20 protein-coding genes are annotated in these 19954 nt (G+C 41.0%); 9 read left to right on the forward strand and 11 right to left on the reverse strand.

Annotated features, from left to right (window positions below):
• Positions 1-161: 161 nt before the first annotated feature.
• From PR699_RS10230 to PR699_RS10250, 5 genes are all read right to left on the reverse strand, one after another.
• Positions 162-818, reverse strand: a complete 657-nt coding sequence (locus tag PR699_RS10230; protein WP_272572855.1) for a Crp/Fnr family transcriptional regulator — start codon at positions 816-818, stop codon at positions 162-164.
• A 21-nt stretch (positions 819-839) separates the two neighbouring features.
• A complete protein-coding gene (locus PR699_RS10235; protein WP_014658360.1) occupies positions 840-2108 on the reverse strand; it encodes a NupC/NupG family nucleoside CNT transporter in 1269 nt (422 codons plus the stop codon).
• Between the two features lie 26 nt (positions 2109-2134).
• Positions 2135-3382, reverse strand: coding sequence for an adenosylhomocysteinase (locus PR699_RS10240; RefSeq protein WP_004919812.1), 1248 nt, complete (start codon positions 3380-3382; stop codon positions 2135-2137).
• A 154-nt stretch (positions 3383-3536) separates the two neighbouring features.
• Entirely contained in the window at positions 3537-4601 is a 1065-nt protein-coding gene (gene ada, locus PR699_RS10245; RefSeq protein WP_014658359.1) for a bifunctional DNA-binding transcriptional regulator/O6-methylguanine-DNA methyltransferase Ada, read from the reverse strand.
• A gap of 86 nt (positions 4602-4687) precedes the next feature.
• A complete protein-coding gene (locus tag PR699_RS10250; RefSeq protein WP_014658358.1) occupies positions 4688-5872 on the reverse strand; it encodes an MFS transporter in 1185 nt (394 codons plus the stop codon).
• Positions 5873-5995: 123 nt separating this feature from the next.
• Between PR699_RS10250 and PR699_RS10255 the strand changes: the two genes are divergently transcribed.
• The gene (locus PR699_RS10255; RefSeq protein WP_193372040.1) at positions 5996-6895 is read left to right on the forward strand and encodes a LysR family transcriptional regulator; all 900 of its coding nucleotides are present in this window, start codon (positions 5996-5998) and stop codon (positions 6893-6895) included.
• Here the strand turns inward: PR699_RS10255 and PR699_RS10260 are convergent, their stop codons facing one another.
• On the reverse strand, positions 6896-7684 hold the full coding sequence (locus tag PR699_RS10260; RefSeq protein WP_014658356.1) for an AraC family transcriptional regulator: 789 nt from the start codon (positions 7682-7684) through the stop codon (positions 6896-6898).
• Positions 7685-7879: 195 nt separating this feature from the next.
• Here PR699_RS10260 and PR699_RS10265 point away from each other — a divergent pair, with 195 nt between their 5' ends.
• The 6 genes from PR699_RS10265 (at position 7880) to PR699_RS10290 (ending at position 13065) form a co-directional block, all read left to right on the forward strand.
• Positions 7880-8422, forward strand: coding sequence for a GNAT family N-acetyltransferase (locus tag PR699_RS10265; RefSeq protein WP_004919796.1), 543 nt, complete (start codon positions 7880-7882; stop codon positions 8420-8422).
• A gap of 218 nt (positions 8423-8640) precedes the next feature.
• On the forward strand, positions 8641-10068 hold the full coding sequence (locus PR699_RS10270; protein ID WP_004919795.1) for a Na+/H+ antiporter NhaC family protein: 1428 nt from the start codon (positions 8641-8643) through the stop codon (positions 10066-10068).
• Between the two features lie 17 nt (positions 10069-10085).
• Positions 10086-11078: a D-cysteine desulfhydrase gene (locus PR699_RS10275; protein WP_004919792.1), complete on the forward strand. Its 993-nt coding sequence runs from the start codon at positions 10086-10088 to the stop codon at positions 11076-11078.
• 304 nt (positions 11079-11382) lie between these two features.
• Positions 11383-11820: an N-acetyltransferase gene (locus PR699_RS10280; protein ID WP_014658355.1), complete on the forward strand. Its 438-nt coding sequence runs from the start codon at positions 11383-11385 to the stop codon at positions 11818-11820.
• 28 nt (positions 11821-11848) lie between these two features.
• A complete protein-coding gene (locus PR699_RS10285) occupies positions 11849-12361 on the forward strand; it encodes a GNAT family N-acetyltransferase (protein ID WP_014658354.1) in 513 nt (170 codons plus the stop codon).
• Between the two features lie 152 nt (positions 12362-12513).
• Positions 12514-13065 (forward strand): hypothetical protein, encoded by a 552-nt coding sequence (locus tag PR699_RS10290; protein ID WP_014658353.1) that lies wholly within the window; start codon positions 12514-12516, stop codon positions 13063-13065.
• A gap of 118 nt (positions 13066-13183) precedes the next feature.
• Here the strand turns inward: PR699_RS10290 and yqfB are convergent, their stop codons facing one another.
• Genes yqfB through frmR form a run of 4 tightly spaced genes read right to left on the reverse strand, consistent with a single transcriptional unit; the run spans position 13184 to position 15853 of the window.
• Positions 13184-13504 carry a N(4)-acetylcytidine aminohydrolase gene (yqfB, locus tag PR699_RS10295; RefSeq protein WP_014658352.1) on the reverse strand — a complete coding sequence of 107 codons (321 nt, stop codon included), beginning with the start codon at positions 13502-13504 and terminating at the stop codon, positions 13184-13186.
• Positions 13505-13563: 59 nt separating this feature from the next.
• Positions 13564-14394 carry an S-formylglutathione hydrolase gene (gene fghA, locus PR699_RS10300; RefSeq protein ID WP_004919781.1) on the reverse strand — a complete coding sequence of 277 codons (831 nt, stop codon included), beginning with the start codon at positions 14392-14394 and terminating at the stop codon, positions 13564-13566.
• 58 nt (positions 14395-14452) lie between these two features.
• Positions 14453-15565 carry an S-(hydroxymethyl)glutathione dehydrogenase/class III alcohol dehydrogenase gene (locus tag PR699_RS10305; protein WP_004919779.1) on the reverse strand — a complete coding sequence of 371 codons (1113 nt, stop codon included), beginning with the start codon at positions 15563-15565 and terminating at the stop codon, positions 14453-14455.
• Between the two features lie 15 nt (positions 15566-15580).
• Positions 15581-15853: a formaldehyde-responsive transcriptional repressor FrmR gene (gene frmR / locus PR699_RS10310; RefSeq protein WP_004919776.1), complete on the reverse strand. Its 273-nt coding sequence runs from the start codon at positions 15851-15853 to the stop codon at positions 15581-15583.
• 173 nt (positions 15854-16026) lie between these two features.
• Between frmR and PR699_RS10315 the strand changes: the two genes are divergently transcribed.
• Complete coding sequence (locus tag PR699_RS10315) at positions 16027-16800, forward strand: GNAT family N-acetyltransferase (RefSeq protein WP_272572857.1); 774 nt, start codon at positions 16027-16029, stop codon at positions 16798-16800.
• Between the two features lie 247 nt (positions 16801-17047).
• Here PR699_RS10315 and PR699_RS10320 read toward each other — a convergent pair whose 3' ends face one another.
• Positions 17048-17965: an acyl-CoA thioester hydrolase/BAAT C-terminal domain-containing protein gene (locus PR699_RS10320; RefSeq protein ID WP_014658348.1), complete on the reverse strand. Its 918-nt coding sequence runs from the start codon at positions 17963-17965 to the stop codon at positions 17048-17050.
• A 741-nt stretch (positions 17966-18706) separates the two neighbouring features.
• Here PR699_RS10320 and PR699_RS10325 point away from each other — a divergent pair.
• On the forward strand, positions 18707-19870 hold the full coding sequence (locus tag PR699_RS10325) for an MFS transporter (protein ID WP_004919762.1): 1164 nt from the start codon (positions 18707-18709) through the stop codon (positions 19868-19870).
• Positions 19871-19954: the final 84 nt, after the last annotated feature.

Genomic DNA, 19954 nt, shown 5'->3' on the forward strand with positions numbered 1-19954 from the left:
TGATTCTTAATTATAGTTAACCCTAAGTGTAAAAAGCTTAAATTATTTTTATTTTTCCTATACTCGATAAATAAAACGAGCGATTACGCTATGTTATAAGAAGCTATCCTTTTAATTCATGATGTTATTTTCAGTCATGAAATAGTGATAGCTTTCCTTAATTAACGCGGAGCTAATAAAATGATGTGGCCTTCTTGCTGTATAATACCTTGTTCTTTCAACTTAAATAAAACTTTATCCAAATGGCGACGTGAAGTACCTAAAATTGCGGCTAACGTCTCTCTCGGTAAACGAATTTGGTGGCTCGATAGTTGCGTTAAAATGTACAGCAAGTTCTTTTCAATGGAATCAACGGCGGTCATCAATCGTTGTTCTCCATTAATTAATGAGCGTTTCGCCAATTGTCGATTTAAAAGAATGGATAAGCGGTGGTCTTGAGATAACCAAACTAAAAAACTATCAGATGGGATACGGATCACTCGTGCGTCCGTTAATGCAATCACATCATAGCGATAATGTTTTTGCTGGCACAATGCTTCCATCTCACCAAGAAATTCACCTTTATAACAGAATGTTAAAGCGAGCTCTTTACCGCTATCAGCGAGTTTGTTCACCACAAATTCACCTTCAATAATAATATAGGTGTATTGGTTTTCTGTGCCTTGATGGATCAGTTTGTACCCTTCTTGTAAATGAATGGTACAAAAGGTATTTTTGACTGAGGGTGGCACATGACGAAATAACCAATCAACATCGGGAAGTAGCTCTTGTTCACTGAACTTTAGCCACAACTCGCGAAAAGGAGTTTCATCCATCATACCTGCCACCCATAACTATGATTAACCTAAAATTAGCCCTGCTATAGCACCGTTCATTAAGTTCGCCAAAATAGCCGCACCAAATGCTTTGAATGCAATACTCGTCAATTCACCACGACGTTCAGGACACATCGCACCGATGCCACCTATCGCAATCCCTATTGTACCTATGTTAGTAAAACCACACAGAGCAAACGAGAGGATCACTTGTGTCTTAACGCTCAATGCTTCGCCTGTCGCTGGCAAAATAGAACCATCTAAATAAGGCTGTAGATTAGCATATGCAATAAATTCATTGAATAATACTTTCTGGCCTAATAACTGCCCTGCGAACTGAGCTTCATTCCAATCAACGCCTAACAGCCATGCTATCGGTGAAAATAGCCAACCAATCAACTGGGTGAGCGAAATTTCATAACCAGTAAAGCTAGTTGCCCACATCATTATGCCATCGAACATTGCAATAATAGCTAACAAAGCCAAGAGCATACCCGCAATATTCAGCGCCATACTAACCCCGACGCTAGCCCCCTGAGTTACCGCATCAATGCTATTACGGTATTCAGATTTTTCGCCTTTCATGGAGCTGACCGTTGTATATTTATCACTGTTCTCTTTAGTTTCAGGGTAAAACAATTTCGCAAACAGTAATCCTGCTGGGGCCGACATAAAGGAAGCCGCCAGTAAATACTCAATTTTCACGCCATACTGGGCGTAACCAAGTAACACTGTTCCCGCAATTGAGGCTATTCCCCCAACCAAAATGGTGAAAAATTCTGAAGAGGATAAATATTTTAAATAAGGGCGGATCACTAACGGCGCTTCCGTCACCCCTAAAAAAATATTTGCAGCTGAAGACATTGATTCCGCTCGTGATGTTCCAAGCAAACGGTGTAATGCTCCACCAATCAAGATGATCAGTTTCTGCATAATACCTACATGAAACAGTAAGGCCGATAATGCAGATAAAAACACCAGCACAGGTAGTACTTTAAATACAAAAATAAACCCATCGGCACCAAGCAGATCAAACATTTTGTCAGTGGCTAAGCCCCCTAACAAAAATTGTGTGCCTGTTTGTGTATAGTCTAATAATGCGGTGACTTTATCCGCCATCCACATCATAACGCGCTTGCCAGCTGGCAGATATAACATACAAAATGCAAAAGTAAATTGCATTAATAGTGCGATGGAAACGAGCCGTAGGCTTATCCTACGGCGGTTGTTAGAACAAAGGTATGCAACCAATAATATGACAGCAATACCTAAAAGGCTATTCAGTATCGACATCAGCGTCCTCCGCCTACTTTTAACTTTTATTTCAGTTCAAAGGCATTTAAATACTGGTACTGCCTATCACTGAGAGTATCGAAGGAAACACCCATATCTTGTAATTTTAATCGCGCCACTTCACTGTCGATTTCATCGGAAACAGCATACACTTTTTTATCCAGCGCATGTTTGAGTAGATATTCTGCGCCTAAGGCTTGTAAAGCGAAACTCATATCCATAATTTCTGCTGGATGACCATCGGCACAAGCGATATTGACCAGTGCTCCACGCCCCAACAAATAAACGGTACGACCATTTTTCAAGCAGTAGGCTTCAATATTTTGACGTGCTTCATAGGTACTCACACACAATTCTTGCAACGCATTAAGGTTAATTTCGTCTTCAAAATGTCCGGTATTACTAATGATCGCCCCTTCTTTCATTAAACTGAAATGCACCTCAGTCAGCACATCACAGCAACCCGTTGCGGTCACAAAAATATCACCTAGTGGTGCTGCGGCTTCCATCGTCATGACTTCAAAACCATCCATCTTCGCTTCAAGCGCTTTGATTGGGTCGATTTCAGTAATAATGACTTCAGCACCAAGGCCTTTTGCACGCATCGCACAGCCTTTACCACACCAGCCATAACCCGCAACAACCACTTTTTTACCCGCAATCACTAGGTTAGTTGTGCGCATAATGCCATCAAACGTAGATTGCCCTGTACCATAACGGTTATCAAAGAGATGCTTAGACTGCGCCCCATTAATGGAGATCACCGGGAAATTTAGCTCATGGCTTTTTTCACGAGCCATCGCCCTTAACACGCCAGTAGTTGTTTCTTCACAAGCGCCAATAACATGACCTGCATATTCAGGATAAACACTGTGTAATTCATGCACTAAATCGCCACCATCATCGATAACGATATGAGGCTCACATGCCAGTGTCTCTTTTACAAATTGTTGGTATTCTTCGGCGCTAGCACCATGAATTGCAAATGTATTGATACCACTTTTCACTAATGCCGCTACGATATCGTCCTTAGTCGACATAGGGTTACTGCCAGTCACCGATACTTTCGCACCGCCAGCGGCAAAAACTTGAGCAAGATAAGCGGTTTTCGCTTCTAAATGGATAGATAATGCAATGCGTTTGCCCGCAAAAGGCTTCTCTTTACTAAAGCGAGCTTCTAAAGCACGCAATAGCGGCATATGAGCACGCACCCAAGCAATTTTTTGTTCGCCAGCCGGCGCTAGAGATAAATCTTTATAGATACTTGTGACCATCTTAAATTCCTTTCAATATGTTGCTTAGAATGAAGCAAAACATACAAAACGAACGATAGTCACAATAGGTCATTTGCCCATATTAGGTTGAAAAAGTGTTAACGAGATATAATTATGGCAAACAATTTTGCGTTGTGATTATTTGTTAAACGAATCATTTATTCACCGCTTCTTTATCCAACAACTGACGTTTACGTGCAATACCCCAGCGATAACCGGACAAAGCGCCATCATTTCGCACCACTCGATGGCAAGGAATTGCCACAGCCAGCATATTTGCCGCACAAGCGCCGGCAACCGCTCTTACTGCTTTTGGATGACCTATCTGTTTAGCAATATCACTGTAACTGACCGTTGTGCCAACAGGGATAGTGCGCAATGCTTGCCAAACACGTTGCTGAAATGCTGTACCGCGAATATCTAAGGGTAAATTTAATCCAATTTCGGGGGCTTCAACAAAACCGATTACTTGTGCAACCAACGTTTCAAACTCACTATCTCCCCCGATTAATTCAGCATGAGGAAACTTATCTTGTAAGTCTTTGAGCAGTTTTTCAGGAGCGTCGCCCAACAAAATAGCACAGACCCCGACTGAACTTTGCGCCACTAAAATATCGCCTAATGAGCACATGGCTAATGCAAAGTAGATTTTTGCTCCCTCACCACCAGTTTTCCATGCTGTTGGCGTCATGCCTAAGCGCTCCGCCGAGGTTTCATAAAAACGGCTATCTGAACTAAATCCAGCATCATAAATCGCATCAGTAATACGCGATTGCTGCTGTAATTGCTGACGCAGCTTCCCATGCCGGTAAGCATCAGCATAAGCTTTTGGGGTAAGCCCTGTTTGAGCTTTGAATAAGCGATGAAAGTGATAGCGACTGATCCCCACAAAAGCGGCAATATCATCGAGTTTCACTGACGTACCGCTTTGTTCTATATAGCGGCAGGCTTGTGCAATTTTTTCTTGGTAAAATTGTTCAAGTTGAGCAGCCTCTTTCGTGCTACGTTTACCGGGCCGGTAGCCTTTATCTAACGCCTGTTGTTCGTTATCAAAAAACTCGATATTCTCTCGTTTCGGTAAACGCCCCGCGGCTGACGGATGGCAGTAAATGCGTGAAGTACGGACACCATAAACAAAATGACCATCCGCGGCTTTATCGCGGGCAACAATCGCTTGCCAACGTGCTTCATCACTTAACCATTTGTTTACTGTTGCCATAGTCATACTCCATTTCTATCGTGTGTTGCCGCCATTATTCGTTAAATAAGGCAGCAACAAACTCCATCTCTTGCTTTTTAGTCGCATTAGTCACAGATGCAGACCGCTGGCTGAGTACTTTCTTTTCGTAAGTTTTGACGTACTTTCAACCATAAAACCACAATACCTAATAATGCGACTAACGTTCCCATATAACTCACCGTTGAGTAACTGTAGCCGAATGATAATACGCTAGCCCCAATCGCTGCACCAATCGCATTACCGAGGTTAAAAGCGCCTACATTCACCGAAGATGCTAACGCTTGCGCCCCAACCGCGGCTTTCATGACTAAAATTTGCAAAGGGGGAACAATGCCAAAACTAAAAATACTCCACAGGGCTAACCCTAGTCCGGCACCTATTGTTGTCGTACCTATCATTGGGAAAATAACCATACTTAAGGCCAACATGCCAAAGAACACAAACAATGTTCCATATAAAGTGCGATCCGCAAATCGCCCACCAAGATAGTTACCGATAGAAAAACCGACACCGATAATCACCAGCATTAGTGTGATCATTGAGTCAGAAGCATCAATAAATTGCATTAACATCGGTGCGACATAAGTATACAAGGTAAACATCGCACTAGCTCCTAACACCGTACTTAACATGCCTAACATCACTTGGGGTTTTCGTAAAATACGCAATTCAGCCCGAACGTTGACAACTTGGCCCTTTAAATGGCGAGGCAACGCCAAGACTAAACTAATGAGTGTGATAACGCCTAACCCTGAAATGACCAAAAAAGCCTGTCGCCACCCTATGACTTGGGTCAGTTTTGTCATCAAAGGTACTCCACCTATATTGGCGATCGTTAACCCCATAAACATCGCAGCGATTGCACTAGCTTGCTTACCAGGAGGAACAACACTCGCGGCAACCATTGCCCCTAACCCGAAAAATGCACCATGATTTAAGCTAGTCACCAATCGAGAAAGTGACAGCGTCACTAAATCAGGTGACATCGCAGATAATAAATTGCCTATGGTAAATATAGACATAAGTAAGATCAGTGCGTATTTAGGGCGATATTTGACTAATACCAATGTCATTATAGGAGCACCAATCATGACACCTAACGCGTAAATAATCACAATTGATCCGACAGAAGGAATAGCCACATCCAAGTTGCTGGCAATATAAGGCAACATCCCCATCGGGGAAAATTCAGTTACGCCGATAGCGAATGCACCTATCGATAATGCAAAAAGTGCGACATTGATTCTCATAAATAGACCTTGCTAATAAATGCTTATTTTTTATTGAGTACACTAAAGTGGCGTGATCTTTTCATATTGATGTGTCATGAAAAAGCCGTTAAGGTGAGAAAAACTTTTGCCGGAATTGCAAAAATGAAAATGACCTTTGAAGAGTTGCAAGTATTTATTAGCGTGGTTGACTGCGGCTCTATTACCGCAGCGGCAGAACAGTTGAATATGACAATATCAACAGTTAGTCGTACCCTCCTTAGGCTTGAAGAAAAAATACAAACAACCCTGATTTATCGCACAACACGTAAAATTAAACTCAGCGATGAAGGGGGAGCATTTTTGCAAAAGGTGCGAGAGATAGTCCAGCTTGCTCAAGAAGCCGAAGAGATGTTATCAGCACGTCAAACCATTCCATCTGGGAAGTTGCGTATTGATGCGTCGACGCCTTTTTTAACCCGTGTAATAGCACCTTTGCTCCCATTATTTAGTGAGCAGTACCCACAAATTGAGTTAGAAATTACTAATTTTGAAGGGTTTACTAACCTATTAGAGAAAAAAACAGATGTCGCCTTTCGGATCGGCTCTCTAAAAGATTCATCATTAAATGCAACATTAATTGGTTATAGTCAAAAACGGCTACTTGCTAGCCCTGCTTATCTCAAAAAATATGGTGTTCCCAGCTGCGTTGATGATTTAATTCACCATCGTTTGCTAGGTTTTACTGCTCCGGAAACATTAAATATTTGGCCGATAAAAATGGCAGATGGCACACCACTTAAAATAACGCCAGATATTGCCGCAGCCAGCGGTGAAGTGTTATTCCACTTAGCGGTTCAAGGCTGTGGGATCTTACTTTCTTCTGATTTCGTTAGCTATGAGGCACTCGCAAATGGCCAATTAGTGCAGGTTCTAACTGAACAGACCGATGAGGTAAAACAACCTATTCATGCTGTTTACTATCGCAACCAAGCGGTTTCACCTAGGTTACGCTGTTTTATTGATTTTGTGAAAAAGCATGGCACGCAGATTGAGACAAGCTGATTAGTCAGTAACATCACGACGATGACCTTTTTTAAAATTAGATAAGGTTAGCCCTGTATGCCGTTTAAAATATCGACAGAGATAAGAGGTGTCCTCAAAGTTGAGTTGCGCCGCCACTTCTTTGATTGATTTATCTCCACCACCTAACAACGCTTTGATTTCGAGCACAACTTGCCTATCAATCAACGCCTTTGGGGTATCATTAAAAAAATCGCTGGTGATTTGAGACAAATAAAATGGTGTGACGGCTAATTTCCGTGCATAAAATTGGACGTCTCGATGCTCTTTACAATACTGTGTGATCATATCCCAAAAACGCCAGCACAACTGTTCTTTACGGCTTTGTTGTGCTTTTTGTTTAAGGGGTGTTGGTGGCATTTTATTGGCTATCAATAGAAAGAAATTTTGCACATGATGGCATAACATGGTCGTTACGTATTCGCCCTGTTGTTGAATAATAAAATCGAATAACGCTTGCCATTGCTGTAACGCAGCCAAATCAGCTTGCTCCACAGATAGCACCGGCGACGCATTAAAAAATGCAAACAGTGGATTTGGTAACTGAAAAGCGACATCAACTGCAAAATCCTTTTCAAGTAAAAAATAATCAAACAGAGAAGCCCCTGAACACTGTTGCACCATGAAAAACGTATCGTCATACAACACAATGATGTCATTTGCTTTTACGACATATTTTTTAAAATTAATATTAAAAACGGCTCTTCCTCTTTTACAAATCAATACGGCGACATAGGTTGGTACAAGTGGCGTTAACTGTGATCTTACCAACGTTGTCTCCCCCGTGCTTATAACATGAGGTACACAATATCGGTGATTAAATGAGTTCAGCATGCAGGCCCTCTGTGAGCGTCAATATGGATAATGTGTTGGCAAAAGTACCTAAAGTAACGAGGTTTTGCGCTTATTTCTATCACAAAAATACCTAAAATAGGCAGTATCTAGAAAACAATAAGGAAAATCTCGATGAAACTTTATACTGAAAGGCTCATTTTGCGCCCTTGGCAAGAAAGCGATGCTAACGACTTGTATGAATACGCGAAAGATGAACGTGTTGGACCTATCGCGGGTTGGCCCCCTCATAAAAGTGTGGAAGAAAGCCGCTCCATCATCAAAACGATGTTTATGCGTGACGAAGTTTATGCTGTCGCTTTAAAAGAAGATAACCGTGCTATTGGTTTAATTGGTCTGTCCATGCAGGCTGATAGCCAATTACCTATCGGAAAAAACGATGCTGAAATCAGTTATTGGATAGGAGTGCCATTCTGGGGGCGAGGCTTAATCCCTGAAGCGGTTCGCGAGATCATTCGCCACGGATTTGCCGATTTAAAATTAGAGAACTTATGGAGTGGTTATTTTCAAGGCAATCTGCAATCTAAAGCCGTTCAAGAAAAATGCGGATTAACCCATTACGGCACCCTCGAACCCAAATACATGGAATTAATAGGTGAAACGAAAATTGAAGAAATAAGTCGGATCACTTATCAAGAATGGAAAAACCGCACATAATTTCTTTGTTCATAAACAACAGTAAAAGAGCTATTGCCTAATGGCTCTTTTGCCTATAACTATCATTTTTATACACTTCCGGTCGATTCAGGCCGATTTTTTTGTTACAAAACGCTGCGAATAAACAGTTATCTATTCATTAATCTTACCTATCAGTGCTATGATTTTTCGATAATTATAATTTTAAAATAAAAAATTCATTGCAAATAGGTAACCACATGCAAGATTATGGTATTTGGACAGTTATTACTCCCATCGTCACTATTCTGTTGGCGATCCTCACCCGCCAAGTCATGCTTTCGCTCATGCTAGGGATCTTGGTCGGCTTTACCGTTATTCATGACCACAATATATTGCTTGGGATCAAAGGAACTGTCGATGGCGTTATTGATACCTTCGCATCACCGGGAAATACACGCACGATAGTCTTTATGGTGATGATTGGTGGAATTATGCGCTTAGTTGTAGTCACGGGAGGCGTTCGCGCATTAGTCCAACTACTTTCCAATCGGACACAGCTAGTCAAAAACCGAGTCACCACTCAACTTTTGGCTATTTTGATCACCTCATTAATTTTCATAGAAAGCTCCATTAATCAGCTAGTCGCAGGCGCTTCGACTAAAAACCTCGCACGCAAATACGCCGTCGCACCGGAAAAAATGTCTTATATCATCCAAACCGCTTGTGTTTCTGTTTGCTCTTCCGCGGTTATCAACGGTTGGGGGGCAGTGATTATGGGGTTAATTGGCGTCCAGATCTCACAAGGGCTTATCACTGGTGAACCTTTTGATATTTTGATTAAATCAATCGGTTATAATTTGATGGCTTGGTTGTCGCTTGCCACTATTTTATTCTACGTATTCACGAATATATCTTGGGGCCCAATGAAAAAGGCTGAGATGCGATATCAGGCTAATCATACCGTGGAAGCCGATTCTCAGCAGCATGACGCAGATGACGAAACGGATATTATTGATCACCCCAATGCTCACTCCGTTTTGAACTTTTTCATTCCTATCCTTTCAACTGTATTAATGGTTCCCGTTGCCTTGTATATCACTGGTGATGGTGATTTTAGTAAAGGAAGTGGCTCAACGTCCGTTTATTGGGGAGTCATGTTTGGTACAGCTGTCTCTTTTTGCTGGTTTATTGGGCGTCGATTGCTCAATATTGAGCATTTCTTTCAAGAATTATTCATTGGCTATGCCAATATGCTAAAAATCAGCTCAATTATGATCTTAGCCTTTTTAATGGGGAATGTTTCAGCGGAGCTAAATACAGGGACTTATATTGCCAGCGTCACACAAGGGGTGATGGCTCCCGGCTTCTCTATTGGCTTTGTTTTTATCATTAGCGCCATTATGTCGTTGGCAACAGGAACTTCATGGGGCACCTTTGCCATTATGATCCCTATTGGCGTGCAGCTAGGGATATCCGTCGGTATGCCTATTGAATATATGATAGGTGCCGCCATTTCTGGATCAATCTTTGGTGATATGACCTCACCCATTTCCGCTGATGCGATCGTCGCGTCAATGGCGACAGATTGTGATCATATTGAGCATATTCGAACACAAATGCCCTATGCATTAGTCACTGCAAGTATGGTACTCGCTATTTATCTATACTTAGGTTTTTCACATTAGTTTCCGAGGAAGTTGACATGTCACTACAACAAAAACTAGCCCAATTTACCAAGTTGAGTTTGAACAAAAGCTCGACTCCCCTTGAACGACTTGAAAACTTATCTCGTGTATATGGTCGTGAGATCTTTATTAAACGTGATGACATTTCGCCTCTCGCGATGGGAGGAAACAAACTACGAAAATTAGAGTTTCTTATTGCTGACGCATTAGAGAAAAAGGCAAAAGTGATTGTTACCGCAGGTGCAATTCAATCTAATCATGTGCGCCAAACGGCGGCAGTTGCGGCTATGTATGGGCTAAGATGTATTGCTTTACTGGAGAACCCTATACAAAGTGACGACCCTAATTTTTTGCATAACGGCAATAAATTGCTGACCAATCTATTTGGGGCTGAATCTGTCATGTGTGAGGCTTTAACCGACCCTCAAGCTCAAATGGAAGAACTCATTCAAACATTAGCATTAGAAGATGCTTATATTGTTCCTGTCGGTGGCTCTAATGCCCTTGGCGCTCTTGGCTATGTTCAATGTGCCATCGAAATTGCTCAACAAAAGCCTTTAGAAGTGGAGTTTGATAAAGTCATTGTGGCTTCGGGCAGCGCGGGCACCCATGCAGGTCTGGCTATCGGCCTACAAGAGCTGTTACCTCACTCTCAAGTCATAGGTGTGACAGTGTCACGTTTTAAGCAAGATCAGGCACCAAAAGTTGAAAAAATACAGCGGGAATTAGCTGAACTACTCGCTATTTTAAAAACGCCAGAAATAGCGCTCTGGGATGGATTCTTTGAACCTATGTATGGCATGCCAAATCAAGCAGGCCTAAACGCTATCACCCTACTGGCTCGCAGTGAGGGAATTTTGTTAGATCCTGTTTATACAGGCAAAGCAATGGCTGGTTTAATCGATTATTTAGAAAACTCAAATGAAAAAACGCCGGTCCTGTTTGTGCATACAGGGGGCGCACCAGCCCTATTTGCTTATCCCGAAATCAACAAAATAGTTAATCAATAATTAAAAACGGCTCATGCTATTGTGAGCCGTCTTCTCATTTACCGCGATTAACTTAGGCTGATAATCCCCTTCATATCTCCTATGCAAAACAGCACTCCCAACATCAATTGATCTATAAATCAGCGGTATTCACCTAGATTTACGCTTCTTAAACAAATAATAAGCGCCATGGTTAAACACCGTCAATCAGCCAACCTGTTCATCTCCTCACTCTTTTTTCGCGCCAAAAATGCGCTATACGGACGTTTCTGTAGGCATTGAATAATGAGTTGTATAGACTAATTATTCGATATGGGAGGCAAAGATGAATCTTCAATTACGTACAATAACCAAAGAAAATTACGAAGCAATATCATTACTTGAGGTGTTTGAAGAACAAGAAGATTTTGTTGCTTCAAATACATGGTCTCTGCTTGAAGCAGCATATAATAAGGAGTATGTCACTAGAGGCATTTATCTGGATGATACCCCCGTAGGCTTTTTTATGTGGGTGCCGAAATCGGATAACACCGTTGCTATTTGGCGCTTTATGATTGATAAGTCACATCAAAATCATGGTATTGGCCGTCAAGCAATGGCGTTAGCCCTAGCAGAAATTAAGCAAGATAATTCATTGCAAGCCATTGAAATTTGCTATAACCCTAAAAATAGCGTCGCAAAATCATTTTATTCATCATTTGGTTTTCAAGAGATTGGGTTAGATGAAGATGATGAAGAAATGCTTGCTATGATGTACTTATAATATTAACAATCTGAAAAATAATATATTTATGAAAATCATACTCCGAAAAGCGACAGAACAAGACGCACAATTACTCTATAAGATAGGCATGGAAAGCTACCTCTATCACTTTGCAAAGCGATGGAAAAATGCAGATGAGCTAGCCAGCTATGTTTATCATGAATACTCTCCCTTTAAAATTATAAGTGACATGCAGCAATCGAATATTGAGTGGTTTGTGATTGAGAATTCCCAACCTATCGGGTTAGTCAAATTAACTTACCATTCCACTATCCCTGATGAAACAATTCAGGGAACCCAACTCAATAAGCTCTACTTTTTACCTAGCCAAACGGAGCAAGGCAATGGCTCCCTCGTATTTAAGCAGATTGAAGCTCTGACTAAGCAGCATGGTGATACCCTATTATGGTTAGATGTTCTCGCTGATAACCACTCGGCGCTCAGTTTTTATCAAGCAAATGGCATGCATAAACTCAAAGAGGTTATATTTACCCGCCATACTCAACAAAGCCTTGAGTTTATTATGGGGAAAGTAATCTAGTTTGCTTAGTGGACGATAATGAAAACCACATTTTCACTCAAGTAAAAGGGAGCTTATTGCGACGATGGGTCATTCGGAACTTGCCTACATGATTTCTGTTTTTTATATAATAAAATTTGCGCGACAAATCATAGAGAAAGGAGTAGCTTGTCATGACGCCAGAACAATTTCATGAGCAAATTTGGAAGGCATTAAAGCCCATCAATAAAGAAGAATTTCACGCCGTTGCCTCAGTTCCACCAACGGCAGAAGCTGTCTCTTTTATTGAGACATCAACGGGGATTAAAATTCCTGAAGAATTCGCCACATTCTCAATGAAAACCAATGGGCTATGCATTATGGCCAAAGAGTCTGTATGGCCTGAAGCAAAATTATTTGATGTGGCTCCTGCATGGACATTCCATTGTGGTGTAGTGCTCCTTGGTATAGATACCGATGATCTCCCTGAATGGGCAAGTATTTTAGAAGCTTATAAACAGCTTGTTGAGCGTTTTGAAATCACAGATGTTCTCCCTTTACTCACAATCTATGGTGACAGTAATCATGTATGGGGTGTTCGCAAAGATGGCGCCTTTGTCGAAGTCTATGATGATGAAATCACTGTACTCGATAAAGAGTTTACTGACGTTTATTCCGAAGAAATCGAAGCCTTGATGCAGCGACTCAATGATATGAAAAAACGCGTCGCCGCACGCCAAAAATAATTTTTAACCACGGTATGAGGGGCTTTTTCCTTAAATAGCCTCTCCTCGATACCATTTAATTGCCCTCCAAACATGTGCTTAAAAATAAAGCTATCTCAATCTTTTCGTTCAATTAATCCTATTCCACTAAACGGTAATGGATAACAAACAGTGATTGCTCTGTTGGATAAATTTCACGAATAAGGCTTTTTAAATTATCCAGCGTCATCGCCTCCTGTGTTGCGTGATACTCCGAAATATCATCGTAATCGCTCGGTTCAACAGAGAGGATTTCTATATCCGTATAGTACTTCCCCGTTTCAAGAGCAAACACCTTAACAACTGAGTGCGGTACGTAATGGCTTTCATGTTGATCACGAATAGTAATGACTTTTTTACCTGAGATAACCAAAGGTAGCAGCCGCTCATAAAACGTGATTGTGTCTGGCACTGTATTCACATCAAATCCCTGTATAAAAAATAGGGGTTGGTGATGGCAATTTCATCACCAACCGATAATTACGACTTAAGATAACGTGCATGAAATGCAATATGATCACCAATAAAGCTAGCAATAAAATAATAGCTGTGGTCATAGCCTTCACGTAAATTCAATGTGAAATTATGGCGTTTACGCTTGCACACTTCATCAAATAATTCAGGTTGTAATTGTTCTTGGTAAAAAGGATCTGCCGTTCCCACATCAACCAACATCGGTGGTGTCGATTGCGCCTCATTCAATAAATTGATGGTATCATAGCGAGACCAAAGCGATTTATCCTCACCTAGATAAGCAGAAAATGCCTTTTGCCCCCATGGTACTTGTGTGGGAGCAACGATTGGCGCAAAAGCCGATAAACTACAGTAACGGTCTGAGTTACGTAGGCCAATCATCAATGCACCATGTCCCCCCATAGAATGCCCACAAATGGCACGTTTACCATTGGCGGGTAAGTTCGCTTCGACCAATGCGGGCAGTTCGGAGACAATATAGTCATACATTTTATAATGGCTAACCCAGGGTTCTCTTATTGCATTTAAATAGAACCCTGCACCTTGCCCTAAATCATATGCCTCATCATCAGCAACCTGTTCACCTCGAGGGCTGGTATCAGGTGCGATCAAAATAACACCATGCTCTGCTGCAAACTGCTGTGCGCCAGCTTTTGTAATAAAGTTTTGTTCATTACAAGTTAAACCCGATAACCAGTAAATAACCGGGTATTGTTTGTTCGCTGCCTCAGAAGGTAAAAAAGCCGCAAACCTCATATCGCAATTCAATACGGTAGAATGGTGCTGATAGACATCTTGCCAGCCGCCAAAACAGGCGTGACGTTCAATCCTTTCCATACAATCTCCTTATCAATTTGAATGTAAGATAAGCCCGACATCTCGGGCTTGCGGACAATTAATCGTAATGGATCACTGTACGAATGGATTTACCTTCATGCATTAAGTCAAAGGCTTCATTAATCTTTTCCAGAGGCAGTGTATGAGTCACGAAAGGCGCTAACTCAATATCCCCTTTCATGGCATCTTCGACCATTCCTGGAAGTTGGCTGCGACCTTTTACACCGCCAAATGCCGTTCCTCGCCATGAACGCCCTGTTACCAGTTGGAACGGACGCGTCGAGATTTCTTGTCCCGCCCCTGCAACACCAATGATAATGGATTGACCCCAACCACGATGAGCACTCTCTAGCGCCGCTCTCATCACATTAACATTACCAATACATTCAAAGGTATGATCAACACCCCATTCTGTCATTTCAATAAGGACTTGCTGAATCGGCTTATCAAAATCGTTAGGGTTCAAACAATCTGTCGCACCAAATTGGCGCGCTAACTCAAATTTTGCAGGATTAGTATCAATTGCAATAATACGCCCTGCTTTTGCTTGCCTTGCTCCTTGGATAACGGCAAGGCCAATACCCCCTAGGCCAAACACTGCAACAGAATCGCCTTCTTGAACTTTAGCTGTATTATGTACCGCGCCGATCCCCGTTGTGACTCCGCAACCCAATAGACATACCTCTTGGTGATTGGCTTCTGGATTAATTTTCGCTAATGACACCTCTGCAACCACGGTATATTCACTGAAAGTAGAGCATCCCATATAATGGTAGAGCGGTTGGCCATTATAAGAAAAGCGGGTGGTACCATCTGGCATAACACCTTTACCTTGTGTTGCGCGAACGGATACACACAAGTTTGTTTTACCTGATTGACAAAATACACATTCGCCACACTCTGCCGTATATAAAGGGATCACGTGATCACCCGGTTTTACACTTGTGACACCTTCCCCGACCTCAACCACGACACCAGCCCCTTCATGGCCTAACACAACAGGAAATAAGCCTTCAGGATCATCCCCTGATAAAGTAAATGCGTCAGTATGACAAACACCGGTATGACTAATTTTTACTAATACTTCTCCCGCCTTAGGTGGCATCACATCAATTTCAACAATTTTCAGTGGTTCCCCAGGCCCAAATGCGACCGCTGCACGTGATTTCATATTGATTCCTTATTTTTAACGCAGGTATGTTCGAATAAGAGAAATAGCGTCATCAACTGACTCTTTTTGGCTCTGCGTAGTTGCAGACTCCTGTAATCCTTCTCGTAGATGGCTCTCTAAAACCCCCGCCATCAACCCATTGACCGCTCCTCTAATTGCCGCAATTTGCTGCAACACAGCACTGCACTCCACTTCATCTTCTAGAGCCGATTCCAGTGCCAGCAGTTGTCCTTTTAATTTCCTGACCCGAGTCAGAACCGCTTTTTTTTCTTTTGGTGAATGTGGCATCGTTAGTCATCCATCATATACATAGGGGGAGTATAGTATTTTTCAGTTCCACTGTACAGAATAGCAAAATTATAGGTCTAAAAATGCGCTATTGGTGATGCACGCTATTAAGGAAAATCCGCTTCTTGTAGACTGGCTTTTAGGATAATAAGACTGATAAATGAGATAATTGAATGAAAAATAATGAGCTGTGTTTTTATCAACAAGAGCGTCATTTCTGGTCAGGAATTTGCAAAAATACCGTAAGCATCAGTGATACAGCTATCGCATATTTCTCTGAACTTCCTGTTCCCGCCTTTAGTTTTATCTACTTACACTCCGGCGCATCAATCGCTGATTTTAAAGCAGGCAATGCACTGTTTTTTGAACAAAAAAAACCTTATGTCCTTGTCGTACATGAAAAAGTGTTGCCACAGCTCGCGCCAATTATGACTAAGAACCAGTATGAAAGTGATGGGGAAATAACGGCAATGGTACTAACCTCATCAAAGATGGTGGATCATACTGACTGTTTACTGCCTGAAGGCTATAGGATTGCCTTAAGTAATGAACAGCTGACCGAATGGGCACAGCCATTAATTACTGCGTTTGCAGCCCCTGACAGTGAGGATGATCCAACAGTCATCAACGAATATATCCGTTATCACCAAAGAGCCATACAGCGAAAGGGGCAACTTCTACACTATGTATTATTTCATGGCAATACCCCTGTCAGTGCGTTAACTCTAACCTTAAACGGTAGCATGGCTCGCCTAGACGATATCGGTACAGATACACAATATCAGCGTCAAGGGTTGGCAACCTTATTGATTAAACATGCTTTAAAAACCTGCACGCTAAATGGGGTCGAACGTTGTTTTCTTGAGGCATCAAGCGATGGGTTATCTATCTACAAAAAATTAGGGTTTACCCCCCTTTTTCGTTACCACAGCGTTATTGTTGAATAGTGGATTGATGGCTACTCATTCCTACATCAACCATTTTTAATCATTATTTAAAACAAGGTTTCTATGTTTTTTATCTGTGAAAAGAGCAACTGCCATGGTTTCAATGCCACTAAAAAATAAAAATAGTGAAAACTGTATTAGATTGGCGGTGTTTATTTTGCAAGCGCCTAACAGACTATCTTGATTAGCGTATTGATAATGAACCTCCTCCCCGGAAGGTTTTTTGGAGGAGGCGTTAAAACAGTAGTTAGTTTATGGTTTGATACCACTCGTTAATATCTTTCACAATCAATTCTGTTTGTGACTTTCCTTCTTGATCGAGGAAAAAGTGATCTAACCCCTGATATGTTTTAAACGATACCTGTGGATTATTAATTTTCCCCATCATTCGCACAACACTATGGGGATCTACATTGATATCATCCATTGTTTGAATCACTAAGTGAGGTGTTTTTATCGATTGAAGCAGTTTTTGGTTATTCACTGTTAGCATTTCACGCCACCACTTTTCCCCATGTTCACTCGGAAATTGGTTATCATCTAATTTATTTTGTATTACAGATTTAGCGAATTGTTTAAAACCTTCAATAGATTGCGCGACTTCTTCATTAGGCAATGTTTTTTCAATATTATAAATAACATCGTTAATAAAAAACTGACCGCCACCATTCAATGAGATGGAGGCTTGGATCATATCCGTGTTAGAAACAATTAAATTTGTCACTACCGCCCCTTCACTTCCTCCAAGCAAAATAATATGTTGATAATGGTTTTTTAAATGCCCAATTAAAAATAAATAATTCTCTGCTCTTTCTAATGGAGAATCATTTTTCATATAATCAACAGGACAATTTTCGACTAATGCTCCATCCTCATTTTTTCCAACTTGGCTATCTAATCCCGTTTTTTCAACCAGTAAAATATCATTATTAGGAAATGCCGCGCCAAAATTTTTTATCATCTTAGTGTTATTAATAACACTTTTGCAATCAGAGCCTTGGATCAACACTAATACGTTTTTTGCTGTTTTATCGCTTTGCTTTATTATGTAGTAATGTATCTCTTTCCCTTGTTTATCCTGAATTTTTTGTAACTCAGGACCCTTTTCTGCGTGAGCCGTGAGTGTAAAAGCCACTAATAATAAAATAACAGAGCCTATTTTCATTTTTTACCGTATTTATAATCATAAAATATAACGACATGATTATAGACATCAGAGTGCGCTAAACATGGACTAAAAATGCTGTCTTCTGAATAAAGTTCAACTAAATAAAATTAGGTAAAAGCATAATGAAATTTAATATTTCATTATGCTGAGAAAACGCTAATGTATAAAGGTATGCTGAATATTGCATACTCGTTATCATATATTATTATTTTATTTTGTTGACTAAATTCTGTTGTCAGCACTTGGGACTTTTGCATTCTGATATTCTATTGTGAAACAATTTTCGTGGCACGGCTGCAAGTGGTCGTGTCCTATTTTTTCTAAAAACACGCCTTAACGCTGAATGATCAACTTGTATTGTATCTAACAGTAATCGAACACATTAATTGATTAATCTTGTTTAACTAGGCGCTATTAATACCTAATATACTTCCCTAAGTCATAAATTTAATACATATAACCACAATGCCATACTAATTATCTCTATCTCATTCGAGATACCGTGCTATTTTTCAAAATCAATATAGCTAACATAGATAATATTTTTTTGGTTTCGCATGAGAACCCTATCATATTGATCCTTTAACCTTTATTATTATATAGACTGACAAATGGGCCATCGCACTGATAAGAAGAAATGGACAGAAAAGGGAAATACGCCACCCGATATTAGATGATCCACTTTTAGATACTCTTCATCATAGATAATTTAATAACTAAACTAAATATATTGATAAAATGACTCTATCTCCTGAATTATTAGAAACAACACCGACTACGCCACCAGCCAAAAAAGAGCAAGTGGCAACACGGATTATCTTTTTTATTGCAGGTTTTGCAACCGCTTCATGGGCAGCAATTGTCCCTTTTGTCAAAGCCAATACGGGTGCAAATGACGCCACACTTGGATTATTACTTCTCTGCTTTGGCGTCGGTGCGCTGATTGCGATGCCTTTAACCGGGGCTATTGCTGCAAAATTTGGCTGTCGTAAACTGATGGTGGCCTCGACCATCGCCTTTTGCTTGCTACTCCCTTTACTCCCTGCAATATCACATATCGGTATATTGATTGTTGGCTTATTGCTTTTTGGTGTCGGTATTGGGCTAACAGATTGTGCCATGAACATACAAGCAGTGATTGTAGACAAAGCTTCTGAGAAGCCCATCATATCGGGTTTTCATGGTTACTATAGTGTAGGTGGAATTGTAGGGGCTGGTGCTATGAGTGCCATTTTATTAATGGGTACACCACCAATTGCTGCTGCAATTATTATTTCATTGGTTTCGTTACTGTTGCTGTCTATCAGCTTCAAAGGTTTTTTAAGTTATGCCAATGCACCAACCGGCCCTCTTATCGCGATACCCAAAGGTATTGTTCTAGTCATTGGTATTATTTGCTTTGCTATTTTCCTCGCGGAAGGTACGGTACTAGATTGGAGTGCCGTATTTTTAATCGAGCACCACGGTCTAGAAGAATCCCTTGGTGGATTGGGCTTTGCAGCCTTCGCCACAACAATGACAATTGGCCGTTTAACTGGAGATAAAATAGTAATGCGTGTCGGCTCTGCGCGGGTGGTGTTCTGGGGCGCTCTTTTAGCCTGTATAGGCTTTATGATCGCGGTATTATCACCTTACTTATCCATCGCAATTATAGGTTATGCGCTGGTTGGTGCTGGCTGTTCTAATATTGTACCTGTGATGTTTTCATCGATAGGTAAGCAAAATACGATGCCTGAAGCGTTAGCTGTTCCTGCTGTATCCACACTGGGTTATCTTGGTATTTTAGCAGGCCCCGCCGCCATTGGTTTTGTTGCCTTTCAGTTTACATTAGCGACCGCTCTACTCACGATCGCCGCATTATTAGTCATTATTGCGTTTGTCTCTAAATTGGTGAGAGTCTAAAGCTGACAATTAAATAAGATTTTCACCTTAAAACGCCCTGACTAACCCAATAATTAAACATGCACCTTAATCTCTATTAAGGTG

It is taken from the genome of Providencia sp. PROV268, assembly GCF_028477805.1.
In the GTDB taxonomy this organism is placed as follows: domain Bacteria; phylum Pseudomonadota; class Gammaproteobacteria; order Enterobacterales; family Enterobacteriaceae; genus Providencia; species Providencia stuartii.